At 54.3% G+C, this 24,274-nt stretch carries 20 protein-coding genes and 1 tRNA gene; 9 read left to right on the forward strand and 12 right to left on the reverse strand.

From position 1 onward, the window contains the following. The 6 genes from DD606_RS07795 to DD606_RS07820 are packed head-to-tail and all read right to left on the reverse strand — an operon-like array spanning window position 1 to window position 6,036. The gene (locus DD606_RS07795) at window positions 1-1,008 is read right to left on the reverse strand and encodes a fimbrial protein (protein WP_022650128.1); all 1,008 of its coding nucleotides are present in this window, start codon (window positions 1,006-1,008) and stop codon (window positions 1-3) included. Next, window positions 1,008-1,526: a fimbrial protein gene (locus tag DD606_RS07800; RefSeq protein WP_022650129.1), complete on the reverse strand. Its 519-nt coding sequence runs from the start codon at window positions 1,524-1,526 to the stop codon at window positions 1,008-1,010. Before DD606_RS07800 ends, DD606_RS07795 begins: the two co-directional genes overlap by 1 nt. Next, on the reverse strand, window positions 1,517-4,042 hold the full coding sequence (locus tag DD606_RS07805) for a fimbria/pilus outer membrane usher protein (protein WP_045332979.1): 2,526 nt from the start codon (window positions 4,040-4,042) through the stop codon (window positions 1,517-1,519). The genes DD606_RS07800 and DD606_RS07805 overlap by 10 nt, the downstream gene beginning before the upstream one ends. 23 nt (window positions 4,043-4,065) lie before the next feature. Next, window positions 4,066-4,743: a molecular chaperone gene (locus tag DD606_RS07810; protein WP_023323945.1), complete on the reverse strand. Its 678-nt coding sequence runs from the start codon at window positions 4,741-4,743 to the stop codon at window positions 4,066-4,068. A 53-nt stretch (window positions 4,744-4,796) separates the two neighbouring features. After that, on the reverse strand, window positions 4,797-5,381 hold the full coding sequence (locus DD606_RS07815) for a fimbrial protein (RefSeq protein ID WP_023315123.1): 585 nt from the start codon (window positions 5,379-5,381) through the stop codon (window positions 4,797-4,799). A 52-nt stretch (window positions 5,382-5,433) separates the two neighbouring features. Further along, window positions 5,434-6,036 (reverse strand): helix-turn-helix transcriptional regulator, encoded by a 603-nt coding sequence (locus tag DD606_RS07820; protein ID WP_032660953.1) that lies wholly within the window; start codon window positions 6,034-6,036, stop codon window positions 5,434-5,436. An 834-nt stretch (window positions 6,037-6,870) separates the two neighbouring features. On the opposite strand from DD606_RS07820, the gene DD606_RS07825 reads away from it, so the two are divergent. From DD606_RS07825 to DD606_RS07840, 4 genes are all read left to right on the forward strand, one after another. Further along, a complete protein-coding gene (locus DD606_RS07825) occupies window positions 6,871-7,659 on the forward strand; it encodes a winged helix-turn-helix domain-containing protein (RefSeq protein ID WP_032608177.1) in 789 nt (262 codons plus the stop codon). 1 nt (window position 7,660) lies between these two features. Next, window positions 7,661-8,140, forward strand: a complete 480-nt coding sequence (locus DD606_RS07830; protein ID WP_017693981.1) for a hypothetical protein — start codon at window positions 7,661-7,663, stop codon at window positions 8,138-8,140. 353 nt (window positions 8,141-8,493) lie between these two features. After that, complete coding sequence (locus DD606_RS07835; RefSeq protein WP_263740538.1) at window positions 8,494-9,264, forward strand: GlxA family transcriptional regulator; 771 nt, start codon at window positions 8,494-8,496, stop codon at window positions 9,262-9,264. Between the two features lie 48 nt (window positions 9,265-9,312). Then, window positions 9,313-9,768 (forward strand): GNAT family N-acetyltransferase, encoded by a 456-nt coding sequence (locus DD606_RS07840; RefSeq protein WP_058652569.1) that lies wholly within the window; start codon window positions 9,313-9,315, stop codon window positions 9,766-9,768. Here the strand turns inward: DD606_RS07840 and DD606_RS07845 are convergent. After that, entirely contained in the window at window positions 9,758-10,795 is a 1,038-nt protein-coding gene (locus DD606_RS07845) for a virulence RhuM family protein (RefSeq protein WP_045906947.1), read from the reverse strand. The two genes, DD606_RS07840 and DD606_RS07845, sit on opposite strands and share 11 nt — an antisense overlap. A gap of 50 nt (window positions 10,796-10,845) precedes the next feature. Further along, window positions 10,846-11,187, reverse strand: coding sequence for a SymE family type I addiction module toxin (locus DD606_RS07850; RefSeq protein ID WP_006812446.1), 342 nt, complete (start codon window positions 11,185-11,187; stop codon window positions 10,846-10,848). 136 nt (window positions 11,188-11,323) lie between these two features. Between DD606_RS07850 and DD606_RS07855 the strand changes: the two genes are divergently transcribed. Continuing rightward, a complete protein-coding gene (locus tag DD606_RS07855) occupies window positions 11,324-11,512 on the forward strand; it encodes a toxin-antitoxin system HicB family antitoxin (protein ID WP_075550043.1) in 189 nt (62 codons plus the stop codon). A 14-nt stretch (window positions 11,513-11,526) separates the two neighbouring features. Further along, window positions 11,527-13,362, forward strand: a complete 1,836-nt coding sequence (locus DD606_RS07860; RefSeq protein ID WP_129258491.1) for a P-loop NTPase fold protein — start codon at window positions 11,527-11,529, stop codon at window positions 13,360-13,362. Between the two features lie 4 nt (window positions 13,363-13,366). On the opposite strand, the gene DD606_RS07865 is transcribed toward DD606_RS07860, so the two are convergent. Next, a tRNA-Sec gene (locus tag DD606_RS07865) sits at window positions 13,367-13,461 on the reverse strand. Between the two features lie 288 nt (window positions 13,462-13,749). On the opposite strand from DD606_RS07865, the gene DD606_RS07870 reads away from it, so the two are divergent. Together DD606_RS07870 and yicI are read left to right on the forward strand one after the other, a co-directional pair. Beyond that, window positions 13,750-15,141: a glycoside-pentoside-hexuronide family transporter gene (locus DD606_RS07870; protein ID WP_015570055.1), complete on the forward strand. Its 1,392-nt coding sequence runs from the start codon at window positions 13,750-13,752 to the stop codon at window positions 15,139-15,141. A 12-nt stretch (window positions 15,142-15,153) separates the two neighbouring features. Beyond that, window positions 15,154-17,472, forward strand: coding sequence for an alpha-xylosidase (gene yicI, locus DD606_RS07875; protein WP_129258493.1), 2,319 nt, complete (start codon window positions 15,154-15,156; stop codon window positions 17,470-17,472). Between the two features lie 84 nt (window positions 17,473-17,556). On the opposite strand, the gene DD606_RS07880 is transcribed toward yicI, so the two are convergent. Beyond that, window positions 17,557-19,251, reverse strand: coding sequence for an AsmA family protein (locus DD606_RS07880; RefSeq protein WP_032608188.1), 1,695 nt, complete (start codon window positions 19,249-19,251; stop codon window positions 17,557-17,559). Window positions 19,252-19,369: 118 nt separating this feature from the next. After that, window positions 19,370-20,761: a xanthine/proton symporter XanP gene (gene xanP, locus DD606_RS07885; protein WP_109948577.1), complete on the reverse strand. Its 1,392-nt coding sequence runs from the start codon at window positions 20,759-20,761 to the stop codon at window positions 19,370-19,372. A 224-nt stretch (window positions 20,762-20,985) separates the two neighbouring features. Between xanP and gltS the strand changes: the two genes are divergently transcribed. Further along, window positions 20,986-22,188, forward strand: a complete 1,203-nt coding sequence (gene gltS, locus DD606_RS07890; RefSeq protein ID WP_023315156.1) for a sodium/glutamate symporter — start codon at window positions 20,986-20,988, stop codon at window positions 22,186-22,188. A 3-nt stretch (window positions 22,189-22,191) separates the two neighbouring features. Here the strand turns inward: gltS and recG are convergent, their stop codons facing one another. Further along, entirely contained in the window at window positions 22,192-24,273 is a 2,082-nt protein-coding gene (gene recG, locus DD606_RS07895; RefSeq protein ID WP_015570052.1) for an ATP-dependent DNA helicase RecG, read from the reverse strand. Between the last annotated feature and the right edge of the window lies 1 nt (window position 24,274).

Below are 24,274 nucleotides of genomic sequence, written 5' to 3' on the forward strand. Positions count from 1 at the left end.
CTACTGATACGAAAAGGTGATGCTTGCCAGGGCATTGGCCGAGCCGGGGACCAGGTCTCCGGTTCGGATGTACTGCGCCTGGAACGGCAGCGACAGCGTTTGTGCTGCGCTGGTGGTCTGGATGAAAAACTGTCCCGTCGTGCCTGCGGCCGAGCTGTCTGGCCCCATCATCAGCGGCCCGGTACCGTTATAGAAAAACTGCACGCCAATGCCGGAGGCCGTGGAGTCCCCGGTCAGCGTCACGACCGACGAGATATTTGACGGTGTGGTCTGATCGGTCATCACTGCGTTAACCGCCACGTTCTCATCGCAGGTCAGGCTGACGTTAAACTCCCCCGACGGCGAGGTGCTGCCTACGCTGGGCAGCGTGTGAACATCAATGGTGCCCAGGTCGACGTTGGCGCTTTTTGTGCCTACCGTGCAGCCGCTTGCCGTCACCGTGATGGTGGTGGGGTTGATGATCACCTGCGCGGTTTTCACTTCGTTGTTATAGGCCGTCAGGATCGCCGCGTTAATGGTCGGGGTCTGGTATACGCCGGATTTCAGCGGAACGCCGGTCTTGATAAACGTCACTTTTGCTGACCAGCCCAGTGCGGTGGCGTAACCGTTAGTCCCATCGGCCGGATAGCTCTGCGTAATGCCCGTCTGCATCGGCACATAGGTGGTGCCGTTATAATCTTTGAGCCCAAGAATGAAGCCGATGCCGGGCACGCCCGTTTCAAATACCATGTAATTTGCGCCATCAAGAATAACCGTGATGCCGGTGGCGGTTATACTGCTGCTCGGCTCCAGCGTCCCTTTGGAGCAGGTAAATACCAGGCCGCACCAGAACACTTCCGAGACGCTCGCAGAGGCGCTCCATTCAGAGCCGATCGTCTTTCCAGGCACGATGGAGTCTGCCGGGCCGGACCACGACATGGGCGTTGGCGAAAGGGTGATATCCGATGTCCAGGAGAGGGCAAGCGCCTGAGAGGACATGAAAAACAGGGCTAAAAACAGTAAACGCATTATTGATACTCCGTCGTCCAGGTCGCCACTGCCGAAACGTCTCCGGCATTGACCGGCGCACCCGTGGCGGCCAGTCGCGCATAGAAGGTCATTTTTACGCTGTCATCCCCCGCCGCGCCGTAAGCAGCGGTTTGGGTGTCCAGCGGGATAAGTACGCTGTCTTTATCCAGTATCTGCACTGCCACGCCGGTCGCGCCGCCGTCAGCGACTTTCAGAAGCTGCGGGTTTTCGTCATCCGGCGTACCGCTGAAGCGGATTTTCACGCCAGCAAAGGTGGGGCCGCACGCTTCAAGGGTGAGCGTGAAGGGCGTTTTGATATTGCTGACCGCCCCCGCCTCGCTAAATTGCTTCACGCCGAGGGTGCCCAGCGGCACGTTTTGCTCCTTCGAATCTTCCGAGACAATGCAGGTATTGCCGATCACGTTGCCGGTCACGGAAACCAGCACGTCATAGCCGCGCGCGGGGACGGTGATGACCATCAGCAGGATCAGGGGGAGGAAACGGACGGTTACTGACATATGGCCTCCTGGGAATAAAGCCCGGTGCGGGCGTGATAATTCTGCGGGTTCAACGCATAGCGGATCGTGCAGCGCTGGGCGCTGTCGCGTCCCCATACGGCATGCAAGGTTCCCTGCGCTGACAGGCCGGTCAGATACACGCTGCCGCCGTCGCCGACGATACCGCTGGCTTTGTCATCCTCTGACGAGACCAGCGTGCCGAAGGGGAGCACGTCTTTAGCGTGACGTACGATAAACATCGCTTTTGCTCCCTGACGCGTGGTGAGGGTGGCGCGAACCAGTGCCCCGTCGGTGGGAATTTTATTGGCGATGGCGTTCTCAAGTTCCACGTCATTGCCCACGGTGGTGACATCCAGCGCAACCTGATTAACGCGATACGGCGTGGCGTACGGGATCACCGCATAGCCCCGGCTGTCGGTTTTGATGCCCTTGTGGTTGAGCACGGCGACATGGCTGGCGCCCGGGGCTTTCACCAGAATATTGGTGTTCCCGAGCGGCTGGCTCAGCGTCAGACCATCCTCATGCAGCACCGCTCCGCCGCTCATCCCGTAGCTGAGGTTGCGGGAGTCACCGGCGTAGCTGTAGCCCAGGTTATAGTCTCCCCACGCGCCCTCGTATTGCAGCGCGGCATCGCCGCCGTAGTGCTGCTGCGCGCTGTAGCGCTGGTTGACGCTATAGAAAAGATTCTCCTGCCCCGGCAGATAACCACTGACACCGGTACTGGCGGTGGTGCCAGCGGGATCCGCATGGGTAGCGGTAAAACGGAGACGGGTCGACAGCGCCGGGTTACCCAGCGGCACCGACAGGGACAACGCGAGGATATTGTCTTTCTTGTTGTCGTACAGGCCAGAGCTACGCTGGGCGCTGATGCCAAGCGACAGGTTACGAAACGTCGCGTTCCACGCGAACTGCAAACTTTGCGTGGTTTTTGACGTATTCCAGTAGGTTTGTTGATCCCAGGACAGCGACAGCGCGCCGTATTCGCCCATCGGCTGCGACAACAGCAGCTGATTTTTTGCCTTACGCGACATATGCAGGTTGTAAACCGTGTCGTAGTGAGTGGTGACGGTGCCATCGTCTTCCACGGTCTGTTCTGGCGCTCCGCCCGCCATGCCTTTGTAAGTGGTATCGCTGAGAGTATAAAACCCTGCCGTTGAGTAACGCAGCGAGAAGAAATTGACTCGCGTACCGATATCGTTCAGCAGCTTGCTGTACCGCAGGCGCACCGAATCACCGGTGTAGTGCTGGTTATCAGCCAGCTGGCTGCGGGCATGGGTGAGGTCGAGAGAGTAGGCGCCAAAGCGGCCGAGATTCTGCCCGATCCCGAAGGCCAGGCCGGTGTAGCGATCGGAAAACTGCGCCCCGCCATAAAACGTGAGGCCGTATCGCCAGCCCAGGAACAGCTCGCCCTGCGCGAAGGAGGGCGAGATCTGATTGCCCGCAGGGCGGTATTTCCCCGCACCCAGAGCATATTTGACCTGACCGTTACGCACCAGATTCGGCACGCTGGCAAAGGGCAGGGTGTATTGCGTCTGGCTACCGTCGCTCTCCTGAATGGTGACCGCGAGATCGCCGCCGGAAGAGGTCGGATAGAGATCTTTCAGCACAAACGCCCCCGGCGGAACGGAGGTTTGATAGATGACGTTACCGTTCTGGCGAACCGTCACCGTGGCATTGCTGCGCGCGATGCCGCGCACTTCAGGCGCGTAACCGCTCAGGCTGGCGGGCAACATATTGTCATCGGTCTTCAGGGCAATCCCACGCAGGCCAACGGCGTCAAACACCTGCGAGGAGGTGAACGTTTCACCGGCATAAACCTGGGCACGCAGGGCGCGGATATCCCGCTGTAGCCAGGTCTGGACGTGGGTGAGCTCGTTACTCTCTTTGGTCCACGTGGTGAAATCACGCAGCCGCCATGCGCCCAGGTTGGCGCCGCTGTTCAGGCTCACAAACAGCTGTTGTTCCCGCGTGCGCGTCTCGCCCCGGTAGTCATTATTCGCGCCATTGACCACATAGTTCAGCCACGCGGCAGGGATGCCGGACTCCCAGCTCTCCGGGCTGACGTATCCGCGCGGCAGAGCGCGCATCGCGCTTTGCGGTACGGTGAAGTTGAGGGTAAGCGTCCTCTGGTCAAAATCAAACCGGGTATCGGCGAATGACTGGGTTAAAAAAATGCAGCGCTGCGCAGGCGGCAGCTCACCCCCTTTAGCCTGACGGCTGTCGATGCCAAGTGCGGCGAATTGTGCAGGCGTAAGGCACGGCAGGGCTTCACCGGCGGTGCTTTCAGCGACGCGAAACGTGACGTTACCTGTGAACGCGAACTGGGTATTGATATACACGTTAAGATTGTACTCGCCCGGCGGCAACGCGCTCCCGGCGTTGACCCAGGCGAGATCGGCGCTGTTGGCGCGCTCGCCGTTGAGAAACGCAGGATTAAATTGCAGCTCGCTTTCGGCAGCCACGGCTTGCCGAATCACCAGGGCGATCGCCGTGGCGCACAGGATTTTAATTTTCATGTGGTCACGCCTTACTGTTTTTATTATTGGGACAATGACGTGCGGGTGACGGGCGTCCAGGCCCCATAATCGTTAATCGTCTGGTAGCTCATGCTGCTCGCATGGCTGAAGGTGTCTGCCAGCGTCACGCTGGCTTTCGGCGGTACCATGACGGGCGATACCGGCCTGCCATCAATTTTCACGTTAATGGTGGTGAGGTAATACGGCGTTGGGTTGGTCAGCGTGACCTTGCCCGCGCGGTAGGCGCCGGCAAGGTTTTTCCATGCCTCCCCTGCACCTTCCCTGAGCCGCTCCGGGCGATAAAAGACCTTGATGCGGTTGGCAGAGGCGAATTGCAGCGAATTGCCGGAACCGTTTTTAACCTGCTGTGGGATAGCTTTGACCGTCATCCAGTACAGCGTCTCGCGATCGGCTGGCAGGGCGTCACCGCTGAACATGATTTTCACCGCGCTTTCGCTGGCGGGCTTCATGACGTACAGCGGCGGCGTGATGACGAAGTCGTTGGTACGGCTCCCTTTCTCGTCTTCCATCCATGACTGGATCAGGAACGTGGCATCAGGGTGGGTATTTCTTACCTGCATCATCGTCTGCGTAGCCGCGCCTGCGTAGACCAGCCGCGTTGCGCCTAACCCCACGCCGCCTGCGTACACGGCGGATGAACATAACGTGCCAGCCAGACAAATCCATGTGTTTACGCGCATTGTGCGTCTCCTGAAAGCTGAGTCAGACCCGGCCAGCAGACCGGGCCTGAAGATTACGAATAGGTCACGGTGTAGGTGGCGACCGCGCTGGCATCACCCGCCGTGGCGTTGCCCAGTGGGGAGTAATATTTCGCGCTGAAGTTCAGGGTGTTCGCCCCCGCACGCAGGGGGATCGCTGCTGCCGGCTCACCCAGCCTGACGACGTTGCCCTGTTCGTCATAAAGACGGATAGCGACATGCTGCGCCGAGCCCGCGCCGCCGTTTACTCCCGCGGCCAGGCTATTGACATCGGTACTGTCCGGCGTACCGGTGAAGGTGATAGCCACGGTCGTTGCGGCGATGGGGTTATTTTCCGTGGACGCGGAGGTATCGGCGATTTCGCAATCCTCCAGCGTGATGGAGAAGGCTTTTGCGGTACTGGCTTCACTGCCTGCGGCAGCCAGCGTGGCGGTACGCACTTCCCCCATGTCGACGTCGATATTGGCGCTACCGGCGCTGATGGCACAGGCGGAGGTCACCACTTTACCGCTGAAGTTTACCGTGCCGCCGCTGGTGGTGGCGGCCAGTGCTGAGCCCGCTGGCAGCAGGGCGGCAATGCTTAATGCCAGCAGAGAATGGCAAGTAAGGCGTGCTTTCATTTCATAATTCCTTGATTTTTTTATTACGAGATTTGCTCTGAAAGCGGCAGGTCTAACTGGTTAAAAAGACCAGCAAATCTGTCTTATTCCTGAGCCCGAGTTTCCTTATCGCTGAGCTTTTTAAGGCGCTCACGCGGCGATAAGAAAGTTTCTCCAGTTCTGCGATGTAACGTATATCCAGTCCGTTCCTGAGTTCCTTTAATACCCTCCTTTCTCCAGGCGTTAGCGATAACGCCGCTGGCTGCTTTTGGGGCCGATAATGGCTATCGACCATTTTTGCTAGCTTTATCCGCCACTGATAAACCGTGTTCTGTAGCGAGATATAGGCATCAATATCTTCCCGGACCCATAACAGGGAATGGGCAGAGGTTGAGTACAGGCAGATCATCACTTCAGGGTGCGTGGTTTTGATTTTTTTTAAATATTTCAGTGAGTCATACCCTGTATGGTATTTCTCTGCGCCGGATATAAATAAGATATCGACACGAATCGACGACAGCGCCTTATCCAGTTGCTGATAACCTCCTTCGATGATAATGATGTGAAGGTCGTCGCGGATGCTGCTTAATAATGTTTTAATGCCGTTTCTTGCATAATGATCGCCGCCCATCAGTGCAACAGTTATATGCTGTGTTATTTGGCTGTTGTTCGTCATGTTATTCCTCGATTTATAATAGTAATCAGGCGAATTATTTATAAGGTTATCGCCAGTATTCTCGAAGCAATGACGTATTGCATAGTGTAGGCCTACTATACGTCGGCCAATAAAGAGGTAATCTGAATTAATCTAAAATTGTATTAATTACTAAGATCGAGACCGGTTACGACGCTTCCCTCTGATTGGTCTTATTCCGCTTCGCTTTCTGTAAATTATGATAGCCGCTATTTTTAATGAAAATTTAGCTTTGATAAATGTTTTGTAAGGAGTTTGTCGTCTGGTGTCAGTGCGGGTGTGAAGTTGCTGACGGGGAATAACAATTTACGAATGTTATCATCGATAAAAACTGATAGAAAGGTGGCTGAAAAGCATACAAAAACCATATAGGTTATTGATATTGGTCAGGTTGAGAAAACTTAAGGCTTAAGGGTGCTGAATATTTCAGACACGCATGTCCGTGGCGTACAATGTTTTTTTATGTAGATATTTGTCAATGTCAAGAGGCGAGGAGTGCGCCAAAAGGTGAGGCTCTGATAAATGAGATGCTGCCGGTAGTCAGATACTTCTGTGGAGCGGAAATTCACTTCACAAAACATCATAATGAGGATGATCGCGGATGAAGTGGCTCTGCAAGCCGCATTCTACAAGGGTTGAGTTCTTATGCAGGTTCAGTGAAGCTTAAGGGATGAAATATAAATTAAGATTTTTCGCCAATGGCGAAGATATACAGCATGCCGTTAATCAGTCACATTAATCCCGACGTGAATGTCATCCCATACATGCGGTGACCCAGGTTCAACATCTGTTAACCGGAGAATTCATACTGCCCCTATGCATAAGCATTACATTATAAATAATATCGTCGAATTTCATCCTGCGGCCAGCACGTTACGTGATATCAACAATCCTGACCGTGTGGTTGTGTTAAATTCGCCAGCAGGCCGATGCCTGTTGTTATTAATCGACAGAGCGGGGTCGATTGTCACTCAGCAAGAGTTCCTTGATATTGTCTGGCAAAGCCGCGGCATGCTTGTCTCCTCCAATACCTATTACCAGAACATCTCCATCCTGCGCAAAGGGCTCAAAAAGATTGGTTTTGAAACTGACCCTATCGTTACCATTCCGCGGATTGGGTTGACGCTGGCAAGCGACACGCAAATAACCGTCAGAGAGTCTTCACCTGTCGCGCCTCAACCCGCAGAGGAACAATGTGTGGAGGCGCCAGCGATCGAGGAGGTCTCAGCATCCTCCGAGCCAGCAACGCCCGTTGCCAGGAAGCCCACGCGCTGGCTGGCTGTTGTCATGGGGCTATTGATCGTCCTGGCCGGGGCAGGCGTGACGGGATATATGAACGCCACAGAAAACCGTTTTGTTGAGGATTACCGTTTTGCAGCATCCGTCGGAGCCTGTCGCGTTTATCTTGCGAACGACATTCAGACTCACGCTGAACGCGCTTCCGCGCTGACCTATGTGGAACAATTCAAGGCTGAATGCGCGCAATATCCCTGGGTTTACATCAGCTGGTACGCTCTGCTTCCTCGTGCGTCGGTTATTCGCTGCGACCGGCCAATGAAAGAACCGAACCGCTGTATATCTGATTATTTCCTGAAGGATAGCTAGCATGACTCGTTTTCGGCAGATGCTGTATATCATCGTGACGGGCCTCGTCACGGCAGGCGTGCTGACGGGCTATTACCTGTGGCACCGAACTTACGTTCAGCCTTTTTCATGCCAGGCTAATCTGGTCCAGCACCATCCGGATGAGACGCTGACGGTCTGGCTGAATTACACCTTCGACGGGAAATTCGGCACCCTGAGCATGAATGGCCGGGCAAAGAGCGATCCGGGTAAAACCATCGACAGGAAAATTTCCTTTCGGGTGGAGAGACAAGATCATCTCTATTTGCTGACGTCAGAAAAAAATATGACGTTCCCGGACGATAATGTTGACGACAGCTGGCTGGAAAAATATGAACCGCAATTTTTTGTCTATCCGGGCAAGAGTATTTATATGCGGATCAATGAACAACATAATGGTAACTATATCTTTACCTTAGGAACATTACCGACATATGTGTGTCGTGGTTCAAAAAAAGAATGATATAAACGAGAAAAACATTATATTTTCCTCCCTTCTCATTTATGCTTGATTTAAAATATCAGGATTATCTTAGAAATATAAAGTGCGACAGATCATGTTGCGATAATGTAATTAATTTTAAATTTGGCAAGTAAATGAAAAGTGTATTTGACTCCTCCGATAGGGGGAAATCAGTACCGGAAAAGTGTCTGCATATTGGGTTGATATTATGGCCCCGTTATTCACTCCTGGCCGTCTCCGGATTGCTGGAGGCGCTGCGTTATGCAGCGAAAGCTCAGGATAAATTAGCATTTAAAATCAGCCTGATAAGTGAATTTCCTGATATCCCGATTATCAGCAATGCGGGGATTATCATGAGACCGGATTCCACCCATGCGCCGCCGGACAGTTTTAACTACCTTGCTGTTATCGGCGGTGAATTGCAGTATCTGGACTTAGGGTATCAGGGGGATAAAGCGTATCTGGCACATGCCCACCATGCCGGGGTTCCGCTCATTGGCATTGGCACCGGCAGTTTTGTCCTCGCACAGGAAGGATTGCTGAATGAACGACGAGCGTCCATCCATCCTTTCCACCTTGATGCATTTCGGCAGGCTTTCCCGCTGGTCTATGCTGAGCAAGGGTATGATTTCATCGACGATGGCGATGTGCTGACCTGCCCGGGCGGTATTTCCACCCTGACGCTGGCAACTGAGCTTATCCGCGCCCATGCCGGGGATGATATCGCCAGCACCACCTGTCAGCGTTTGTCGCTCGTTCCGCATGAAATTGCCACCCCACGTCCGGCGAATCTTGCGCTTATCCCTGACTCGCGGTTGCGCCGCGCCGTCATGCTGATTGAACAGTTCCTGACCCGGCCGCTCACCACCGCCGGGCTTGCGCGAGAAGTGGCATTGAGTGAACGCCAGCTCAACCGTCTGTTCCACGCAGAATTCGGCAAAACGGCCCGCGAATTTATCCGCAGCGCCAGGCTGCGCTATGCTTGCTGGCTGCTGAAGAACTCGCAGCAAAGCGTGACGGATATTGCGCAGCGGATGGGATTCAGCGACTGCGCGCACTTTATTCGTCATTTCCAGACGGAGTATGGTTGTACGCCTGGCGTGTGGCGCACGTCGCAGAGCTGAATATCATTACATTGCTGCCCTGAAACTTTACTCAACCGGAATATCACCATGAAAATAGAAGCCGCACACCCCTCGCAATTTGAACGCCTCGTCGCAGTCTGGGAGTCGTCAGTTCGCGCCACGCACCGCTTTTTGCAGGAAAGCGATATCGCGGCGCTGCGTCCGTTATTGCTCAACGCATATTTGCCTAATCTCAGGGTTGTGATTGCCCGGGATGACGTGGGTATTATTCACGGCTTTTTGGGCGTGGATAAAAATCGCATTGAAATGCTGTTTGTGGATGATGCGAGCCGGGGGAAGGGTATCGGGAAAATGCTGCTGCAATATGCCATTGCAGAATTCGGCGTAAATGAAGTGGATGTGAACGAGCAGAATCCGCAGGGGGTGGCGTTTTATCGTCATATGGGGTTTGAGCAGGTCGGGCGCTCGGCACTGGACGGGCAGGGGAATCCGTTTCCGCTGTTGCATATGAAGCTGAGCAGAAATACCGGGATTAGCGCTTAGCCCGCTTATCCCATTTTAATAAGCCGACAATATCTTTCTCACCTTCGGCCTCTTTCAGCAGGCGCTGCTTTTTTTCATATTCGATGTATTCTGAGCACGCCTTTTCATCAGCCGCTTTCTTGCTGATTTTTCCTGTGCCTTCTAAAACGTCCCGGTCGTTGAATTGCAGAAACTGATCGAGCTTGGTTTGCCAGTCTCGTAAAAATACCTGCTTGCGGCGTTTGGCCTGATCTTCGGCAAAATCGAGCCACATATTAACGACGCGATTAAGCTCGCTCACCTCATCCTGAGACAGATAATTTTTTGCGGTGGTGACATCGCTTTTACGGACTTCTTCGCCTTTATAGCTGGTCAGCCCCATATGCGGTTGAGTGGCGTCCGCACGTTGGTGAATCAACTCAGCAGCGGTGTGCCCAGTGCAGGCAAAATGCAGTTTATTCTGGATGGTCTGAAAGAATTGCGTGGTTTCTTTGAGCGACGGCTGATAGTCAGCGGCTAATGCGAAAATCTCCCTCACGCGAAGATAGACCCGGCGTTCGCTGGCCCGTATATCGCGAATGCGTTCCAGCATTTCATCGAAATAGTCAGGGACGGCGGAAGATCCCACAGGCGGATTTTTCAGGCGCTCGTCGTCCATAACGAAGCCTTTAACCAGGTATTCCTGGAGCGTTTGGGTGGCCCACTGGCGGAACTGTGTGCCTCGCGTGGACCGGACGCGATAGCCGATGGCGAGAATGACGGGCAGGCTATAGTGAAGTGTGTTGCGATTGACCTTGCGCTGACCTTCTTGCTGAACTTGTAAGTAAGCCTTACAAGTTGCTTTTTGTTCAAGCTCACCTTCTTCGTAAATGGCTTTAATATGCTGAGTAATAGCTTGAGGAGTGACCTGGTAAAGAGACGCAATGGCTGCTTGCGACAGCCAGAGTGTTTCATGTTCAAAGCGACATGTGATGCGAACCGTTCCATCATCACTGGCAAACATAACAAATTCGCCTGCCGGGGATTGGATTACGTCTTTATCTGCCATGTCGCCTCCACATCTAATGCACCAGGCAGGTAGTATGCCAGAAACAGCCGCTAAGCCAGGTGGTTTGTATTTGATTTTGCGAGGCGCTTTCCAGCATGTGGAATTTGGATCGCTGCAAGCGCGTCCTCTATCTCAATAAGCTTTGCTTTCGTCCGTTTATAATCGTCCTGCAAACGCTGCTCCTGCTCGTTATACGCCACCAGAACGATGCATCCTTTCATGACCTTTACCGTGACCTGCTGCCCGGTATCAAACCCCGCCGCGCGCAGCCACTTGCCGGAAAGGATGATTTTTGGCGTAGATTTGTCGTAAACATTCGGGCGGTATCCCACAATTAACGAACGCTCGGTTCCGGATTGGTCGGTGTCTGGGGTAGAATGCGAATCAGCCATAATCAACTCCTTGATAGTTGGTGAGGTCAGCTCTCGTCCGGTATTGCGAGTACCCGACGAGGGCGTTTCAATTTGAGGTTTTTGTATGCTAAGGTACGTACCTCAATGAGGTTATCTTGCTCTAGTAGGTACGTACATGTCAACAGCTAAACGCGACCCTAACAAATCTAAATCCGGAAAAGCACCAACTTTTCAAATTCGCATTACGCCGGAGTTGAAGGCACAGTTTGAAGAAGCTGCGAAAGCTGATGGAATGAGTTTGGGTAATTGGTTGAAAAGCCTAGGGCGTAAAGAAATAGCTAGGCTTGGGAAAACCCCATATTAAACGAGATACTATGTATGGCATTCAATGAAAATGAAGAATTAAATGACAATGTTATAAATTATTTAAATTATTATCTTTCTGAAAAAAATAATACAGACTATGCTGTACAACTTGTTGGGCCATGGGGTAGTGGAAAAACTCACTTCATTAAAAGTTGTGTTTTAGTTAATAATAAATATAAATCTAATCCACTTTACATTAGCTTGAATGGATTAATCACCAACGCAGAAATAACAGAGAGATTATTTTTTCAAGTACATCCAAAATTATCTTCCAAAGTATTTAAGGCAATAGGGTTTTTTATTTCTAGAGTAATAAATGCTATTGCAGGAACCGATGTTACAAAAGACACAGATGCAAAATATATAATAAAAGACTTCATTTTAAATGTAGAAAAAAGAATTTTAATATTTGATGATCTAGAAAGGTGTTTGATTCCCATTCAAAGTGTATTGGGCTATATAAATTCCTTTGTGGAACATAAAGCATGCAAAGTTATAATTATAGCAAGTGAAAATGATTTCACAAGTGAGCAAAAAGAACAATATGTAATAATTAAAGAAAAGGTTGTAGGAAAGACGTTATCATTAACTCCTTCTATTGAACAAGTGATAGAGGTTTTTAGTCAACAAATCAATAATGAATTAGCACGTAGTTATATTAAAAAGAACAAAGATTTAATAAGCGATATTATAAAAATGTCCGGCAGTGTAAATTTTAGAAGTGTAAGGGCTATATTTGATGATTATGAAAGGTTAATTTCACTTTTTTGTGATTATTTCCAAACTTCAACTATTGCTGCTGATAAATTGTTGTCCTCAATGTTAGCTCTAGGAATAGAAATTAGATCGGGACGTATAACATATGAGGAAGTCATTGACTTACCAACAAACTCTTTAATTCATGCGTTATCAAAAACAAAAACAAATGGGGTTATTAACACTATTGATAAATATAAATCATTGGATTGGTTTGATCCAGTTATCCCATACAAAACAATTGCTTTCTTGTATTCGAGTGGAGTAATTGATATTAACAACATAAAATGTTATTTATCGCAGCATCCATTATTTATTAACGATAATGCTCGCCAATTCTGGAGAGAGTTATGGAGTTGGAGTGATCTTACTAGGACAAGATTTTTATTCGCACAGAAAGGTCTTAAAAAACAACTTGAAAAATGTGAAATTATTGAGCCAGAAGTAATTATGCATGTTGTTGGCATAGTGTTAAGTTTGGAAGAAAATAATGACATTAGTTTAACCTCAGGTGAAGATATTAAGGATTTTTTCTATAACTATATTGATGAGATAAAAAAACGAAAATTGCTTCTGCCGAAGATTTCTTTTTTTAGCGATAGTTATAGTTCAGTTTATGGCTTAGGCTTTATTTCGTCGGAAAAAAATACTTTCAAAGAGATTAGATGCTATCTGAAGGGGGCTGTTCATTATCGTTTAAATGATTCACTAAAAAAGACATACCCAGATCTGTTACATTCTTTTTCTTTAAGCACTAATAAATATTCATCTTTATATGAATATGGTATAGATGATGGCAACTATGGTGGAGTAGCTTTCTTACACTTGATACCACCCGGATATTTTTCTTATATTATTATTGATGACTGGAAGTGTAATAATAAACTAATGTCTTCTTTGCTTGCTCGATATACTAGAGACAAATATAACAAGCATTTAGAAAGCGAGTATAGTTGGCTTGAGAAAGTTGAAAAGTTAACTTATCAGATTGCTAATAAAGCTCTGGAACCTCATAAAACTCAATTAGCACAAAACTTAAAATACTACTTTGAATTAATAAAAGGTGAGATTTCTTTCACAAGAAATAATTAGATTTTGGCGGAAGATCACAGGAGTCGAACCTGCCCGGGAACGCTGGCGCCCCCAACTGGATTTGAAGTCCAGCCACCTCACCGGAGATGACGATCTTCCGCGCCTGCATTGCTACATGGAGGCGGGGCGCATTATAGCTACTTTCAGGCATTTACCACATACCCCACACCACTTTTTTCACCTCTCTTTTGACCTGAATCCCCCTGTTTCAGCTAATTCTTAAGAAAATCCTCAGGTTAGCATTTCGTGCTCACCAACTTTTATCCCGATCACAAAAAACAAGAAACGTAATCTCTTAACCAGAAAACGCAATACCCGCTCCTGAAACAATGGTTTAAAACCAATGCAACCGGTCTCAGCGCCCCCTACAGCGTGAAGGATAAAAATATGAGCGAAGTACTTTCAGTAAAAGAGAAGATTGGCTACGGCATGGGAGACGCCGCCAGCCATATCATTTTTGATAACGTCATGCTTTATATGATGTTTTTCTACACCGATATTTTTGGTATTCCCGCCGGGTTTGTCGGCACCATGTTCCTGCTGGCCCGCGCGCTGGATGCGATCTCCGACCCGTGCATGGGGCTGATTGCCGACCGCACCCGCAGCCGCTGGGGCAAGTTCCGTCCATGGATTTTGTTTGGCGCTATCCCGTTCGGCATCGTCTGCGTGCTGGCGTATACCACGCCGGACCTGAGCCTCAACGGCAAAATGGTTTACGCCGCCATCACCTACACGCTGCTGACCCTGCTCTATACCGTGGTCAACATCCCGTACTGCGCGCTGGGCGGCGTGATCACCAACGACCCGACGCAGCGTATCTCCCTTCAGTCGTGGCGCTTTGTGCTGGCGACGGCGGGCGGCATGCTCTCCACGGTGCTGATGATGCCGCTGGTGAACCTGATTGGCGGCGACGATAAAGCGTTCGGCTTCCAGGGCGGGATCGCCGTGCTGTCGGTGGTCGCGTTCCTGATGCTGGCGTTCTGCTTCTTCACCACCAAAGAGCGCATCCAGGTGCCGCCGAGCACCACCTCCATGCGTGAAGATCTGCGTGATATCTGGCAAAACGACCAGTGGCGCATCGTCGGCGTGCTGACCATACTCAACATCCTCGCCGTCTGCGTGCGCGGCGGCGCGATGATGTACTACTGCACCTGGATCATGGGCTCGCCGGAAGTGTTCGTCGCGTTCCTGACGACCTACTGCGTCGGCAACCTGATTGGCTCCGCGCTGGCAAAACCGCTCACCGACTGGAAGTGCAAGGTCAGCATTTTCTGGTGGACCAACGCCGCGCTGGCGGTGGTCAGCGTGGCGATGTTCTTCGTGCCGATGCATGCCACCGTGCTGATGTTCGGCTTCATCTTCGTTATCGGCGTGCTGCACCAGCTGGTGACGCCGATTCAGTGGGTAATGATGTCCGATACCGTCGACTACGGCGAATGGACCAACGGCAAACGTCTGACCGGCATCAGCTTTGCGGGCACGCTGTTCGTGCTGAAGCTCGGCCTGGCGCTGGGCGGGGCGATGATCGGCTGGATGCTGGCAGGCGGCGGCTACGACGCGGCGGCCAAAACCCAGAACAGCGCGACCATCAGTATCATTATCGGCCTGTTTACGCTGGCACCAGCGATCTGCTACGTGCTGAGCGCCATCATCGCCAAACGCTACTACACGCTGAAAACCCCCTTCCTGACCAAAATCCTGCGCGAGCTGGCGCAGGGTGCGCGCCGCAATCAGCAGGAGTTTGAAAACCTGCCGGTCAGTAAAGAATTGCAGAACTAAGAGGACGAAAGCATGAAAATCAGTGATGGAAACTGGCTTATTCAACCGGGCCTGAACGTGACGTATCCGGTTCAGGTGTTCGACGTGGAGCAGCAGGGCAATGACCTGGTGGTGTACGTCGCGCCGTGTGACGTGCGCGAACGCACCTGGCAGCTCGACACGTTGATGTTCACGGTGCGCCTGTTTGCGCCGCAGGAAGGGATTGTCGGGGTGCGCATTGAGCACTTCCAGGGCGCGCTGAATAAAGGCCCGCACTATCCGCTGAACGTTCTGAAAGACGTGAAGGTAGAGATTGAAAACAACGCCGAGTTTGCCGAGCTGAAAAGCGGCAGCGTCAGCGTGCGCGTCACCAAAGGCGAGTTCTGGGCGCTGGATTTCCTGCGCAACGGCCAGCGCATTACCGGCAGCCAGCTGAAAAACAACGGCTACGTACAGGACAGCAATACCGATCGCAACTATGTGTTTGAACGTCTGGATCTGGGCGTGGGGGAAACGGTCTACGGCCTGGGCGAGCGCTTCACCGCCCTGGTGCGCAACGGTCAGACGGTCGAGACCTGGAACCGCGACGGGGGCACCAGCACCGAGCAGTCCTACAAAAACATCCCGTTCTACCTGACCAACCGCGGCTACGGCGTGCTGGTGAATCACCCGGAAAACGTCTCGTTTGAAGTCGGCTCCGAGAAAGTGTCCAAAGTGCAGTTCAGCGTGGAAGGGGAATATCTCGAGTACTTTGTGATCGACGGCCCGACGCCGAAAGAAGTGCTGAACCGCTATACCCGCTTCACTGGCCGTCCGGCGCTGCCGCCTGCGTGGTCGTTCGGCCTGTGGCTCACCACCTCGTTCACCACCAACTACGACGAAGCCACGGTGAACAGCTTTATCGACGGCATGGCCGAGCGCGACCTGCCGCTGCACGTCTTCCACTTCGACTGCTTCTGGATGAAGGCCTTCCAGTGGTGCGACTTCGAGTGGGACCCGGTGACCTTCCCCGATCCGGAAGGCATGATCCGCCGCCTGAAAGAGAAAGGGATGAAGGTCTGCGTGTGGATTAACCCGTACATCGGCCAGAAATCCCCGATTTTCCGCGAGCTGAAAGAGAAGGGCTACCTGCTGAAGCGCCCGGACGGCTCCCTGTGGCAGTGGGACAAATGGCAGCCGGGGCTGGCGATCTACGACTTCACCAACCCGGACGCGTGCAGGTGGTATGCGGACAAACTGAAAGGCCTGGTGGAGATCGGCGTCGACTGCTTCAAGACCGATTTCGGCGAGCGTATCCCGACGGACGTGCAGTGGTTCGACGGATCCGATCCGCAGAAGATGCACAACCATTACGCCTACATCTATAACGAGCTGGTGTGGAACGTGCTGAAAGAGACGGTGGGAGAAGAAGAGGCGGTGCTGTTTGCCCGCTCCGCGTCCGTGGGTGCGCAACAGTTCCCGGTACACTGGGGCGGCGACTGCTACGCCAACTATGAATCGATGGCCGAAAGCCTGCGCGGCGGGCTGTCGATTGGCCTGTCCGGCTTCGGGTTCTGGAGCCACGATATCGGCGGGTTCGAAAACACCGCTCCGGCGCACGTCTACAAACGCTGGTGCGCGTTCGGGCTGTTCTCCAGCCACAGCCGCCTGCACGGCAGCAAATCCTACCGCGTGCCGTGGGCGTACGATGACGAGTCCTGCGATGTGGTGCGCCACTTCACGCAGCTGAAATGCCAGCTGATGCCGTACCTGTATCGTCAGGCGGCTCTGGCGCGTGAGTTCGGCACGCCGATGCTGCGGGCGATGATGCTGGAGTTCCCGGACGATCCGGCGTGTGACTATCTTGACCGTCAGTACATGCTGGGGGATTCAATGATGGTGGCGCCGGTGTTCTCCGAGGCGGGCGATGTGCAGTTTTACCTGCCGGAAGGGCGCTGGACGCACCTGTGGCACAACGACGAAATCGAGGGTAGCCGCTGGCATAAGCAGCAGCACGATTTCATGAGCCTGCCGGTCTATGTGCGCGACAACACGCTGCTGGCGCTCGGCAATAATAACCAGAAGCCGGACTATGCGTGGCACGAGGGGACGGCCTTCCAGCTTTTCAACCTGAGCGATGGCGCAACGGCGGTGAGTGAAGTGCCTGCGGCGGACGGTTCCGTGTTGTTTACGCTGAAGGCGTCACGTCAGGGCGACGTCGTGACCTTTACCGGCACGGGAGATGCGCAAAACTGGTCGGTGTGCTTGCGCAACGTGCAGAAGGTCGGCGGCGTAAAAGGCGGTTCACATGCGGGCAGCGAGTGGGGTGTGGTGGTGAAAGCGGAGGGGGATGAGGTGGTGGTGCACCTCTGAGCCGTAAAAATGCCCGGTGGCGCTTCGCTTACCGGGCCTACATGAGATCGTAGGCCGGGTAAGGCGAAGCCGCCACCCGGCTATTTACTGTGCCGGAGCCACCGCCGACACCATCCCGCGGGTCATGGTCTGTTGCACCTGCTGTTTATCCATATTCACCGCGCTCAGCTTCCCGTTCACCGTCGGCTTCAGCGGCGCATTCGCCTGCACGCTTCCGCTGGCGGTGAGCTGAATATTGCCGTCGCCCGCAATCGGCAGCGCTGGCCAGCCCCACTGCTGCAAGACGTTGAGTGGTACACCGCGCCCGTTCAGGCTCACGGTGGTCTGCCGCTGCGGCAGCTGTGAAACCGTGGCGGTCGCCTCCAGGATCCCTTTCTCGGTAAAGGCGCTCAGGTCGGTAATATTTACCGTTGCGGCGTTGGCATTCAGCGCCAGCGACGGGCGACGCACGTCGACGCGGTTAAAGGTCGCTGCCGCCCCGTTGAGGGTTGCGTTACCGCCCCACACGCCCCACTTGTGATCCTGCGCCAGCCGCAAATTAGCGCCATAACCGTCGAGGGAGGTGATCTGCCACGGGAACGCCGGATCGATGTCGATCACCAGGTTGCGGCTCAGGCCGAATTTTTTCAGCGTCACGCTGTTCAGCCATGCCGGGAGCGGGTCCATCCACAGCGTTTTCCAGTTTTCCGGAAGCGTATATTCCAGCCCGGCAATCGCAACGTCGTCCAGCACCAGCGCCTGACCCTCGCGCAGCCAGTTGCCGGAGGTGCGCACCATGCCCCCTTCCCAGCGGGAGGTGAACTGACGCAGCGCAATGCCCTGCGGGGAGAATTCCGCGTTCAGGATAGGGTCAAACAGATGCAGCGAGCCGTAGATAAATTCGCTGGCGTTCATGGATAACCGTCCCTCCTGGCTTTGCCAGTCACCTTTACTCAGGGTGAGGTTACGCAGGCTGAGATCGAGGTCGGTTACTGCCCAGTCTGGCCCCTGTAGACGGGCATCGGTCACTTCCAGCCGCCCAATCTGTAACGAAGGCAGGGTGGAGAGAGGGGCGAAGAAATCCAGCAGCGATTTGTCGCTTTGCAGGCGGATCTCATTCAGACGCAGGGTGTTGATAACCCAGCCACCGTCGGCATTACGCAGAGCCGAGCCCGTAAGCGAGCCGCGCGCCATATCGGCACCGATGGTATTCAGCGCCACCTCTTTGCCGTTGAGTTGTCCCTGAATCAGCACGTTGTTGGCCGGTATGCCGTTGAGGGTGAGCGACCCGGCGCTCATCTGGATTTGCGCATTTTTCCCCAGTACGTTCCCCGCCTCGGGCTGCCACGGGCTGACGCCGCCGGTCACCTTTTGCGCACTGAGATCCCACTCCGTATTCGGGCTGTTAAAGGCCATGTTATTCAGTTGCAGACGGTCGGCCTGGAACGGCAGCGGCGCCGTCTGCGGCGATAAATTCAGCGTGCCATCGAACAGGGTGATGGCATCCATATGCAGCGGGTCGGTGATCTGGCGGCTGCTTAAGCCAATATCCACTTTTTTAGCGACCAGCGTGGCCGGTTTGCCATCTCGTCCGAAGGTAACGTTTTCCAGAAGGATGTGAGAAGGGGATGAAAAGCGGTGATCCATCAGGTCAAAGTTGAGCTCGTAATCGGTATTCACCGTGATCCAGCTGCTGACCTGCGATGCGCCCCAGCGGGTCTGGAGCAGAAAATAAAAGGCGAGCACTACAATGAGCAGGGCTACCAGAAGATAGATAAGCAGCTTTCCAATAAATTTCATGGTCTTCCTTCCCGCGAAACGCACATAAGGGTGTTATGCACGATTTATGCGCAATGCTCAAGGCGGGAATGGTGTAAAGAGATGTCACGGCAGGCATTGACAGCCTGCCGTGTGGGGATCAGTTCTTTTCAGGCGGGAAAATGAGATTCAGCACGATAGCGGTAATACCGCCCGCGGCGATGCCGGAAGAGAGCAGGTTTTTCACCCAGTCCGGGGCAAACTGCAAAATCATCGGCTGCTGGGAGACGCCAAGCCCTACGGCGAGAGACAGCGCAATAATCATGATTGCGCGGCGGTTCAGCGGCTCGCGGGAGACGATACGCACGCCGGAGGCCGCGATGGTACCGAACATGACCAGCGTCGCGCCGCCCAGCACCGGCTCGGGAATGTGCTGTACAAATCCGCTTACCGCCGGGAACAGGCCGAGGACCACGAGCATCAGCGCCACCACGAAGCCCACGTAGCGGCTGGCCACGCCGGTCAGCTGGATCACGCCGTTGTTCTGGCCGAAGCAGGAGTTCGGGAAGGTGTTGAACACCGCCGAGACAAACGAGTTCAGTCCGTTCGCCAGCACGCCACCTTTAAGACGTTTCATGTACAGCGGGCCGGAGACCGGCTGCTCGGACACGTCGGAGGTGGCGGTGATATCGCCAATGGTTTCCAGCGAGGTAATCATAAAGACCAGCATCAGCGGCAGGAGCAGACTCCAGTCAATGCCCAGGCCATAGTAGAGCGGCGTTGGCACGGTAATCAACGCGCTGTTGGTTGGGGTGGTGTTCTCCGGGAGCATACCCAGCGCCCACGCCAGCAGGTAACCGGCCGCCATGGCGATCACCAGCGATGCCACGCGCAGGTACGGGTTACGCTGACGGTTAAGCAGAATAATGATCGCCAGCACCACGCCTGCCAGCAGCAGGTTTTTCGGCGCGCCGAAGGTATGGTCGCTCATTGCCGCGTAGCCGCCCCCGATGGAGGTCAGACCCACCTGAATCAGCGACAGGCCGATAATCATCACCACCACGCCGGAGACCAGCGGGGTAATCACCCGGCGCGCCAGGTGCAGAACGCGGGAGATGAACATCTCTGTGCAGCTTGCCAGCATCAGGGTGCCGAAAAGCGCCGCCATCATCGTCGGGACATCTGCGCCGCCGGTTTTCAGTGCCGTACCGCCCATGATCAGCGGAGCCACAAAGTTAAAGCTGGTGCCCTGAATCGACAGCAAACCTGAACCCACCGGACCCCAGGCTTTAATTTGAATGATGGAGGCCACGCCGGAAGCGAACAGAGACATACTGATGATGTGTTGCGTATCCTGCGCCGGTAACCCTAGCGCCTGGCAAATCAGCAGAGCCGGCGTGATGACCGCAACGAACATCGCCAGCAGGTGCTGGCAGGCGGCAAACAGGGTTTGTGGCAGCGGGGGACGATCTTCAAGGCGGTAAATCAGTTCGCTGTTTTGCTTCTGCGCAATCGGTTGCGCAGAAGCAGACTCCAGAGTGTTAACAGACATCGGCGGCAATCCCACGGTGGAAAAGCGGGCATTTTAGCTGACCACCTGGTAAAAGCAAACGATTGCCAGCAAAAAAAAGAGAGAAAATCTGCCGGTGTGAGCAGCTTTTCTACAACGAACAGGAAAAAAAATTACACTTTTCGCGCCGGCGGCTCATGACGAGCATCACCCGGCCCAGGATAACGCCGCGTGTGTATGGAATACGCGCATAACAGGAGCCTTTTATGATTCATCTCGATACGTTGTCGACCCTTGTTGCCGCAACGCTGGTTCTTCTGCTTGGTCGCAAGCTGGTACACAGTGTTTCCTTTCTGAAAAAGTACACCATTCCTGAACCCGTCGCCGGTGGTTTGCTGGTGGCGCTGGCCCTGCTGATACTGAAAAAAAGCATGGGCTGGGAAATCGATTTTGATATGTCCCTGAAAGATCCGTTGATGCTGGCCTTCTTTGCCACTATCGGCCTGAACGCTAACCTCGCAAGCCTGCGTTCGGGTGGCAAGGTGCTGGGCGTGTTTCTGATTGTTGTGGTGGGCCTGCTTCTGATGCAAAACGCCATCGGCATCGGTATGGCGTCATTGCTGGGGCTGGATCCGCTGATGGGTCTGCTGGCGGGGTCGATTACCCTGTCAGGTGGCCACGGAACTGGCGCGGCGTGGAGCAAGCTGTTCATCGAACGCTATGGCTTTGAAAACGCAACGGAAGTGGCGATGGCCTGCGCGACCTTTGGCCTGGTGCTTGGCGGGCTGATTGGCGGCCCGGTGGCGCGCTATCTGGTGAAACACTCCACCACGCCGGAAGGCAGGCCAGACGATGAAATGGTGCCGACCGCATTTGAAAAACCGGACGTTGGCCGTAGTATCACCTCGCTGGTGATGATTGAAACCATCGCCATGATTGCTATCTGCCTCACCGTGGGCAAAATCGTTGCGCAATGGCTGGCGGGAACGGCTTTCGAACTGCCAACCTTTGTCTGCGTGCTGTTTATCGGGGTGATCCTGAGCAACGGTCTGGCGCAGATGGGCTTCTACCGCGTCTTTGAGCGCGCAGTGTCCGTGCTGGGGAACGTCAGCCTGTCGCTGTTCCTGGCGATGGCGCTGATGAGCCTCAAGCTGTGGGAACTGGCCTCGCTGGCGCTGCCGATGGTGGCGATCCTGGCGGTACAGGCCGTGTTTATGGCGCTGTATGCCATCTTTGTTACCTGGCGCATGATGGGCAAAAACTATGATGCGGCGGTACTGGCAGCGGGCCACTGTGGGTTTGGACTGGGGGCAACGCCAACGGCCATCGCAAACATGCAGGCGATCACTGAACGGTTCGGTCCGTCGCACATGGCGTTTCTGGTGGTGCCGATGGTGGGGGCATTCTTCATTGATATCGTCAACGCGCTGGTCATTAAGCTCTACCTGATGCTGCCGATGTTTGGCTGATCGTCAGGCGTTGGAATACCGCTCGGTTTCCGGCATCCAGCGTTCAATTAACGCTGCCGCCTGTTCGGGGTAGCGTTCATGAATATGACGCGCAAGGCGTTGTACTTCGGGGATCATGGCCTGATCGCGCAACAAATCCGCCACTTTAAATTCGGCGTTACCCGTCTGACGCGTGCCCAGCAGTTCACCCGGGCCGCGGATCTCCAGATCTTTTTGCGCAATGACGAAGCCGTCATTGCTGTCGCGTAATACCTGCAAACGCATCTGCGCGGTTTTCGACAGCGGGGCTTTGTAGAGCAGCACGCAGTGAGAGGCGATCGCGCCACGGCCCACACGGCCTCGTAGCTGGTGGAGCTGCGCCAGGCCCAGGCGCTCCGGGTTCTCAATAATCATCAGGCTGGAGTTCGGCACGTCCACGCCCACTTCGATAACCGTGGTCGCAACGAGTAAATGCAGTTCACCCTGTTTGAACGACTGCATCACCGCCTGCTTTTCGGCAGGCTTCATGCGCCCGTGAACCAGACCGACGTTCAGCTCCGGCAGGGCGAGCTTTAACTCTTCCCATGTGGCTTCGGCAGCCTGCGCTTCCAGCAGCTCAGACTCTTCAATCAGGGTACAGACCCAGTAAGCCTGACGTCCTTCGTGGGTGCAGGCGTTGCGCACGCGGTCAATGATGTCGCTGCGGCGCGTGTCCGGAATGGCGACCGTTGTCACCGGCGTACGACCCGGGGGGAGTTCGTCGATGGTGGAGGTATCCAGATCGGCATAGGCCGTCATCGCCAGGGTGCGCGGAATCGGCGTGGCGGTCATGATCAGCTGATGCGGGTGGAAGCCCTGTTGCAGACCTTTCTCCCACAACGCCAGACGCTGATGAACACCAAAGCGGTGCTGTTCGTCGATAATCACCAGCGCCAGGCCGTTAAACTGCACCTGTTCCTGGAAAATGGCGTGCGTGCCGACAATCATCTGCACCTGCCCGCTGGCTATCGCCTCCTGCTGCGCAAGGCGCGCTTTGCCCTTCTGCTTCCCGGCCAGCCAGCCCACTTCAATTCCCAGCGGGGCAAACCAGTTACGGAAATTGTTGGCGTGCTGCTCGGCCAGCAGTTCCGTCGGTGCCATCAGCGCCACCTGCTTGCCGTGGGCGATAGCGCGCAAAGCGGCCAGCGCGGCGACCAGCGTTTTACCGGAACCCACATCGCCCTGCACCAGGCGCATCATCGGCACATCCAGCGCCATATCGCGTTCGATCTCGGCGGTCACCCGCGCCTGGGCGCCGGTGGGTTTAAACGGCAGTGAGGCCAGCAGCTTATCTTTGAGCTCATCACGCTGGCTTAATGGCTGCGCGTGGAAACGCTGCGCACCTGCGCGCAGGGCCAGCATGCTCAGGTTGTGAGCCAGTAATTCCTCAAGGATAAGACGCCGTTGGGCGGGGTGTTTACCGCTCTCTAAATCAACAAGCTGAAGCGTTGGCGGTGGGCGGTGCAGGGTGCGCAACGCCTCTGGCAGGCTCATCATGCCCTGCGCCAGCTCCGGCGGCAGCAGCTCGTTAATGGCGCAGGTATCGAGCAGCTCCAGCGCCTGGTCGGTGAGCTTGCGCAGCGTAGCCTGCTTAATGCCTTCAGTGGTTGGATAGACCGGCGTGAGCGTCTCCTGTAGCTCAGGTGAGCTGAGATCGCCCTGCACGCGGTATTCCGGGTGGATCATCTCCGCGCCGTATTTGCCCCGTTTGGCTTCACCGTACGCAAGTACGCGTCGTCCAGTGGCAAGGCTGTTTTTCATTGCCGCATTGAAGTTGAAAAAGCGCATGGTAAGAATACCGGTGCCGTCGCTGATCTGGCAGGTCATCATCCTGCGTCCGCCAAAGGTGATGTTGCAGTTCAGCACTTCCCCTTCAACGGTGGCGTAAATAGCGGGCAGCAGATCGCCAATTTTATAAAGCTGAGTACGGTCTTCGTAACGCAGGGGGAGGTGGAGCAGGAGATCCTGCACGGTGTGCAGGCCAATCTTCGCCAGTTTACTGCTTTGTGCCGCGCCCACGCCCGTCAGGCTGTTGAGCGGTATAGCGTCCAGCAGGCGGCCTTTCATG

It is taken from the genome of Enterobacter cloacae complex sp. GF14B (genome assembly GCF_004136805.1).
Lineage (GTDB): Bacteria > Pseudomonadota > Gammaproteobacteria > Enterobacterales > Enterobacteriaceae > Enterobacter > Enterobacter hormaechei_C.

What these genes read in the sequence shown, in the direction of transcription:
- DD606_RS07795 (WP_022650128.1), bottom strand. Translation starts at nt 1,008, where the DNA reads ATGCGTTTACTGTTTTTAGCCCTGTTTTTCATGTCCTCTCAGGCGCTT.
- DD606_RS07800 (WP_022650129.1), bottom strand. Translation starts at nt 1,526, where the DNA reads ATGTCAGTAACCGTCCGTTTCCTCCCCCTGATCCTGCTGATGGTCATC.
- DD606_RS07805 (WP_045332979.1), bottom strand. Translation starts at nt 4,042, where the DNA reads ATGAAAATTAAAATCCTGTGCGCCACGGCGATCGCCCTGGTGATTCGG.
- DD606_RS07810 (WP_023323945.1), bottom strand. Translation starts at nt 4,743, where the DNA reads ATGCGCGTAAACACATGGATTTGTCTGGCTGGCACGTTATGTTCATCC.
- DD606_RS07815 (WP_023315123.1), bottom strand. Translation starts at nt 5,381, where the DNA reads ATGAAAGCACGCCTTACTTGCCATTCTCTGCTGGCATTAAGCATTGCC.
- DD606_RS07820 (WP_032660953.1), bottom strand. Translation starts at nt 6,036, where the DNA reads ATGACGAACAACAGCCAAATAACACAGCATATAACTGTTGCACTGATG.
- DD606_RS07825 (WP_032608177.1), top strand. Translation starts at nt 6,871, where the DNA reads ATGCATAAGCATTACATTATAAATAATATCGTCGAATTTCATCCTGCG.
- DD606_RS07830 (WP_017693981.1), top strand. Translation starts at nt 7,661, where the DNA reads ATGACTCGTTTTCGGCAGATGCTGTATATCATCGTGACGGGCCTCGTC.
- DD606_RS07835 (WP_263740538.1), top strand. Translation starts at nt 8,494, where the DNA reads ATGAGACCGGATTCCACCCATGCGCCGCCGGACAGTTTTAACTACCTT.
- DD606_RS07840 (WP_058652569.1), top strand. Translation starts at nt 9,313, where the DNA reads ATGAAAATAGAAGCCGCACACCCCTCGCAATTTGAACGCCTCGTCGCA.
- DD606_RS07845 (WP_045906947.1), bottom strand. Translation starts at nt 10,795, where the DNA reads ATGGCAGATAAAGACGTAATCCAATCCCCGGCAGGCGAATTTGTTATG.
- DD606_RS07850 (WP_006812446.1), bottom strand. Translation starts at nt 11,187, where the DNA reads ATGGCTGATTCGCATTCTACCCCAGACACCGACCAATCCGGAACCGAG.
- DD606_RS07855 (WP_075550043.1), top strand. Translation starts at nt 11,324, where the DNA reads ATGTCAACAGCTAAACGCGACCCTAACAAATCTAAATCCGGAAAAGCA.
- DD606_RS07860 (WP_129258491.1), top strand. Translation starts at nt 11,527, where the DNA reads ATGGCATTCAATGAAAATGAAGAATTAAATGACAATGTTATAAATTAT.
- DD606_RS07870 (WP_015570055.1), top strand. Translation starts at nt 13,750, where the DNA reads ATGAGCGAAGTACTTTCAGTAAAAGAGAAGATTGGCTACGGCATGGGA.
- yicI (WP_129258493.1), top strand. Translation starts at nt 15,154, where the DNA reads ATGAAAATCAGTGATGGAAACTGGCTTATTCAACCGGGCCTGAACGTG.
- DD606_RS07880 (WP_032608188.1), bottom strand. Translation starts at nt 19,251, where the DNA reads ATGAAATTTATTGGAAAGCTGCTTATCTATCTTCTGGTAGCCCTGCTC.
- xanP (WP_109948577.1), bottom strand. Translation starts at nt 20,761, where the DNA reads ATGTCTGTTAACACTCTGGAGTCTGCTTCTGCGCAACCGATTGCGCAG.
- gltS (WP_023315156.1), top strand. Translation starts at nt 20,986, where the DNA reads ATGATTCATCTCGATACGTTGTCGACCCTTGTTGCCGCAACGCTGGTT.
- recG (WP_015570052.1), bottom strand. Translation starts at nt 24,273, where the DNA reads ATGAAAGGCCGCCTGCTGGACGCTATACCGCTCAACAGCCTGACGGGC.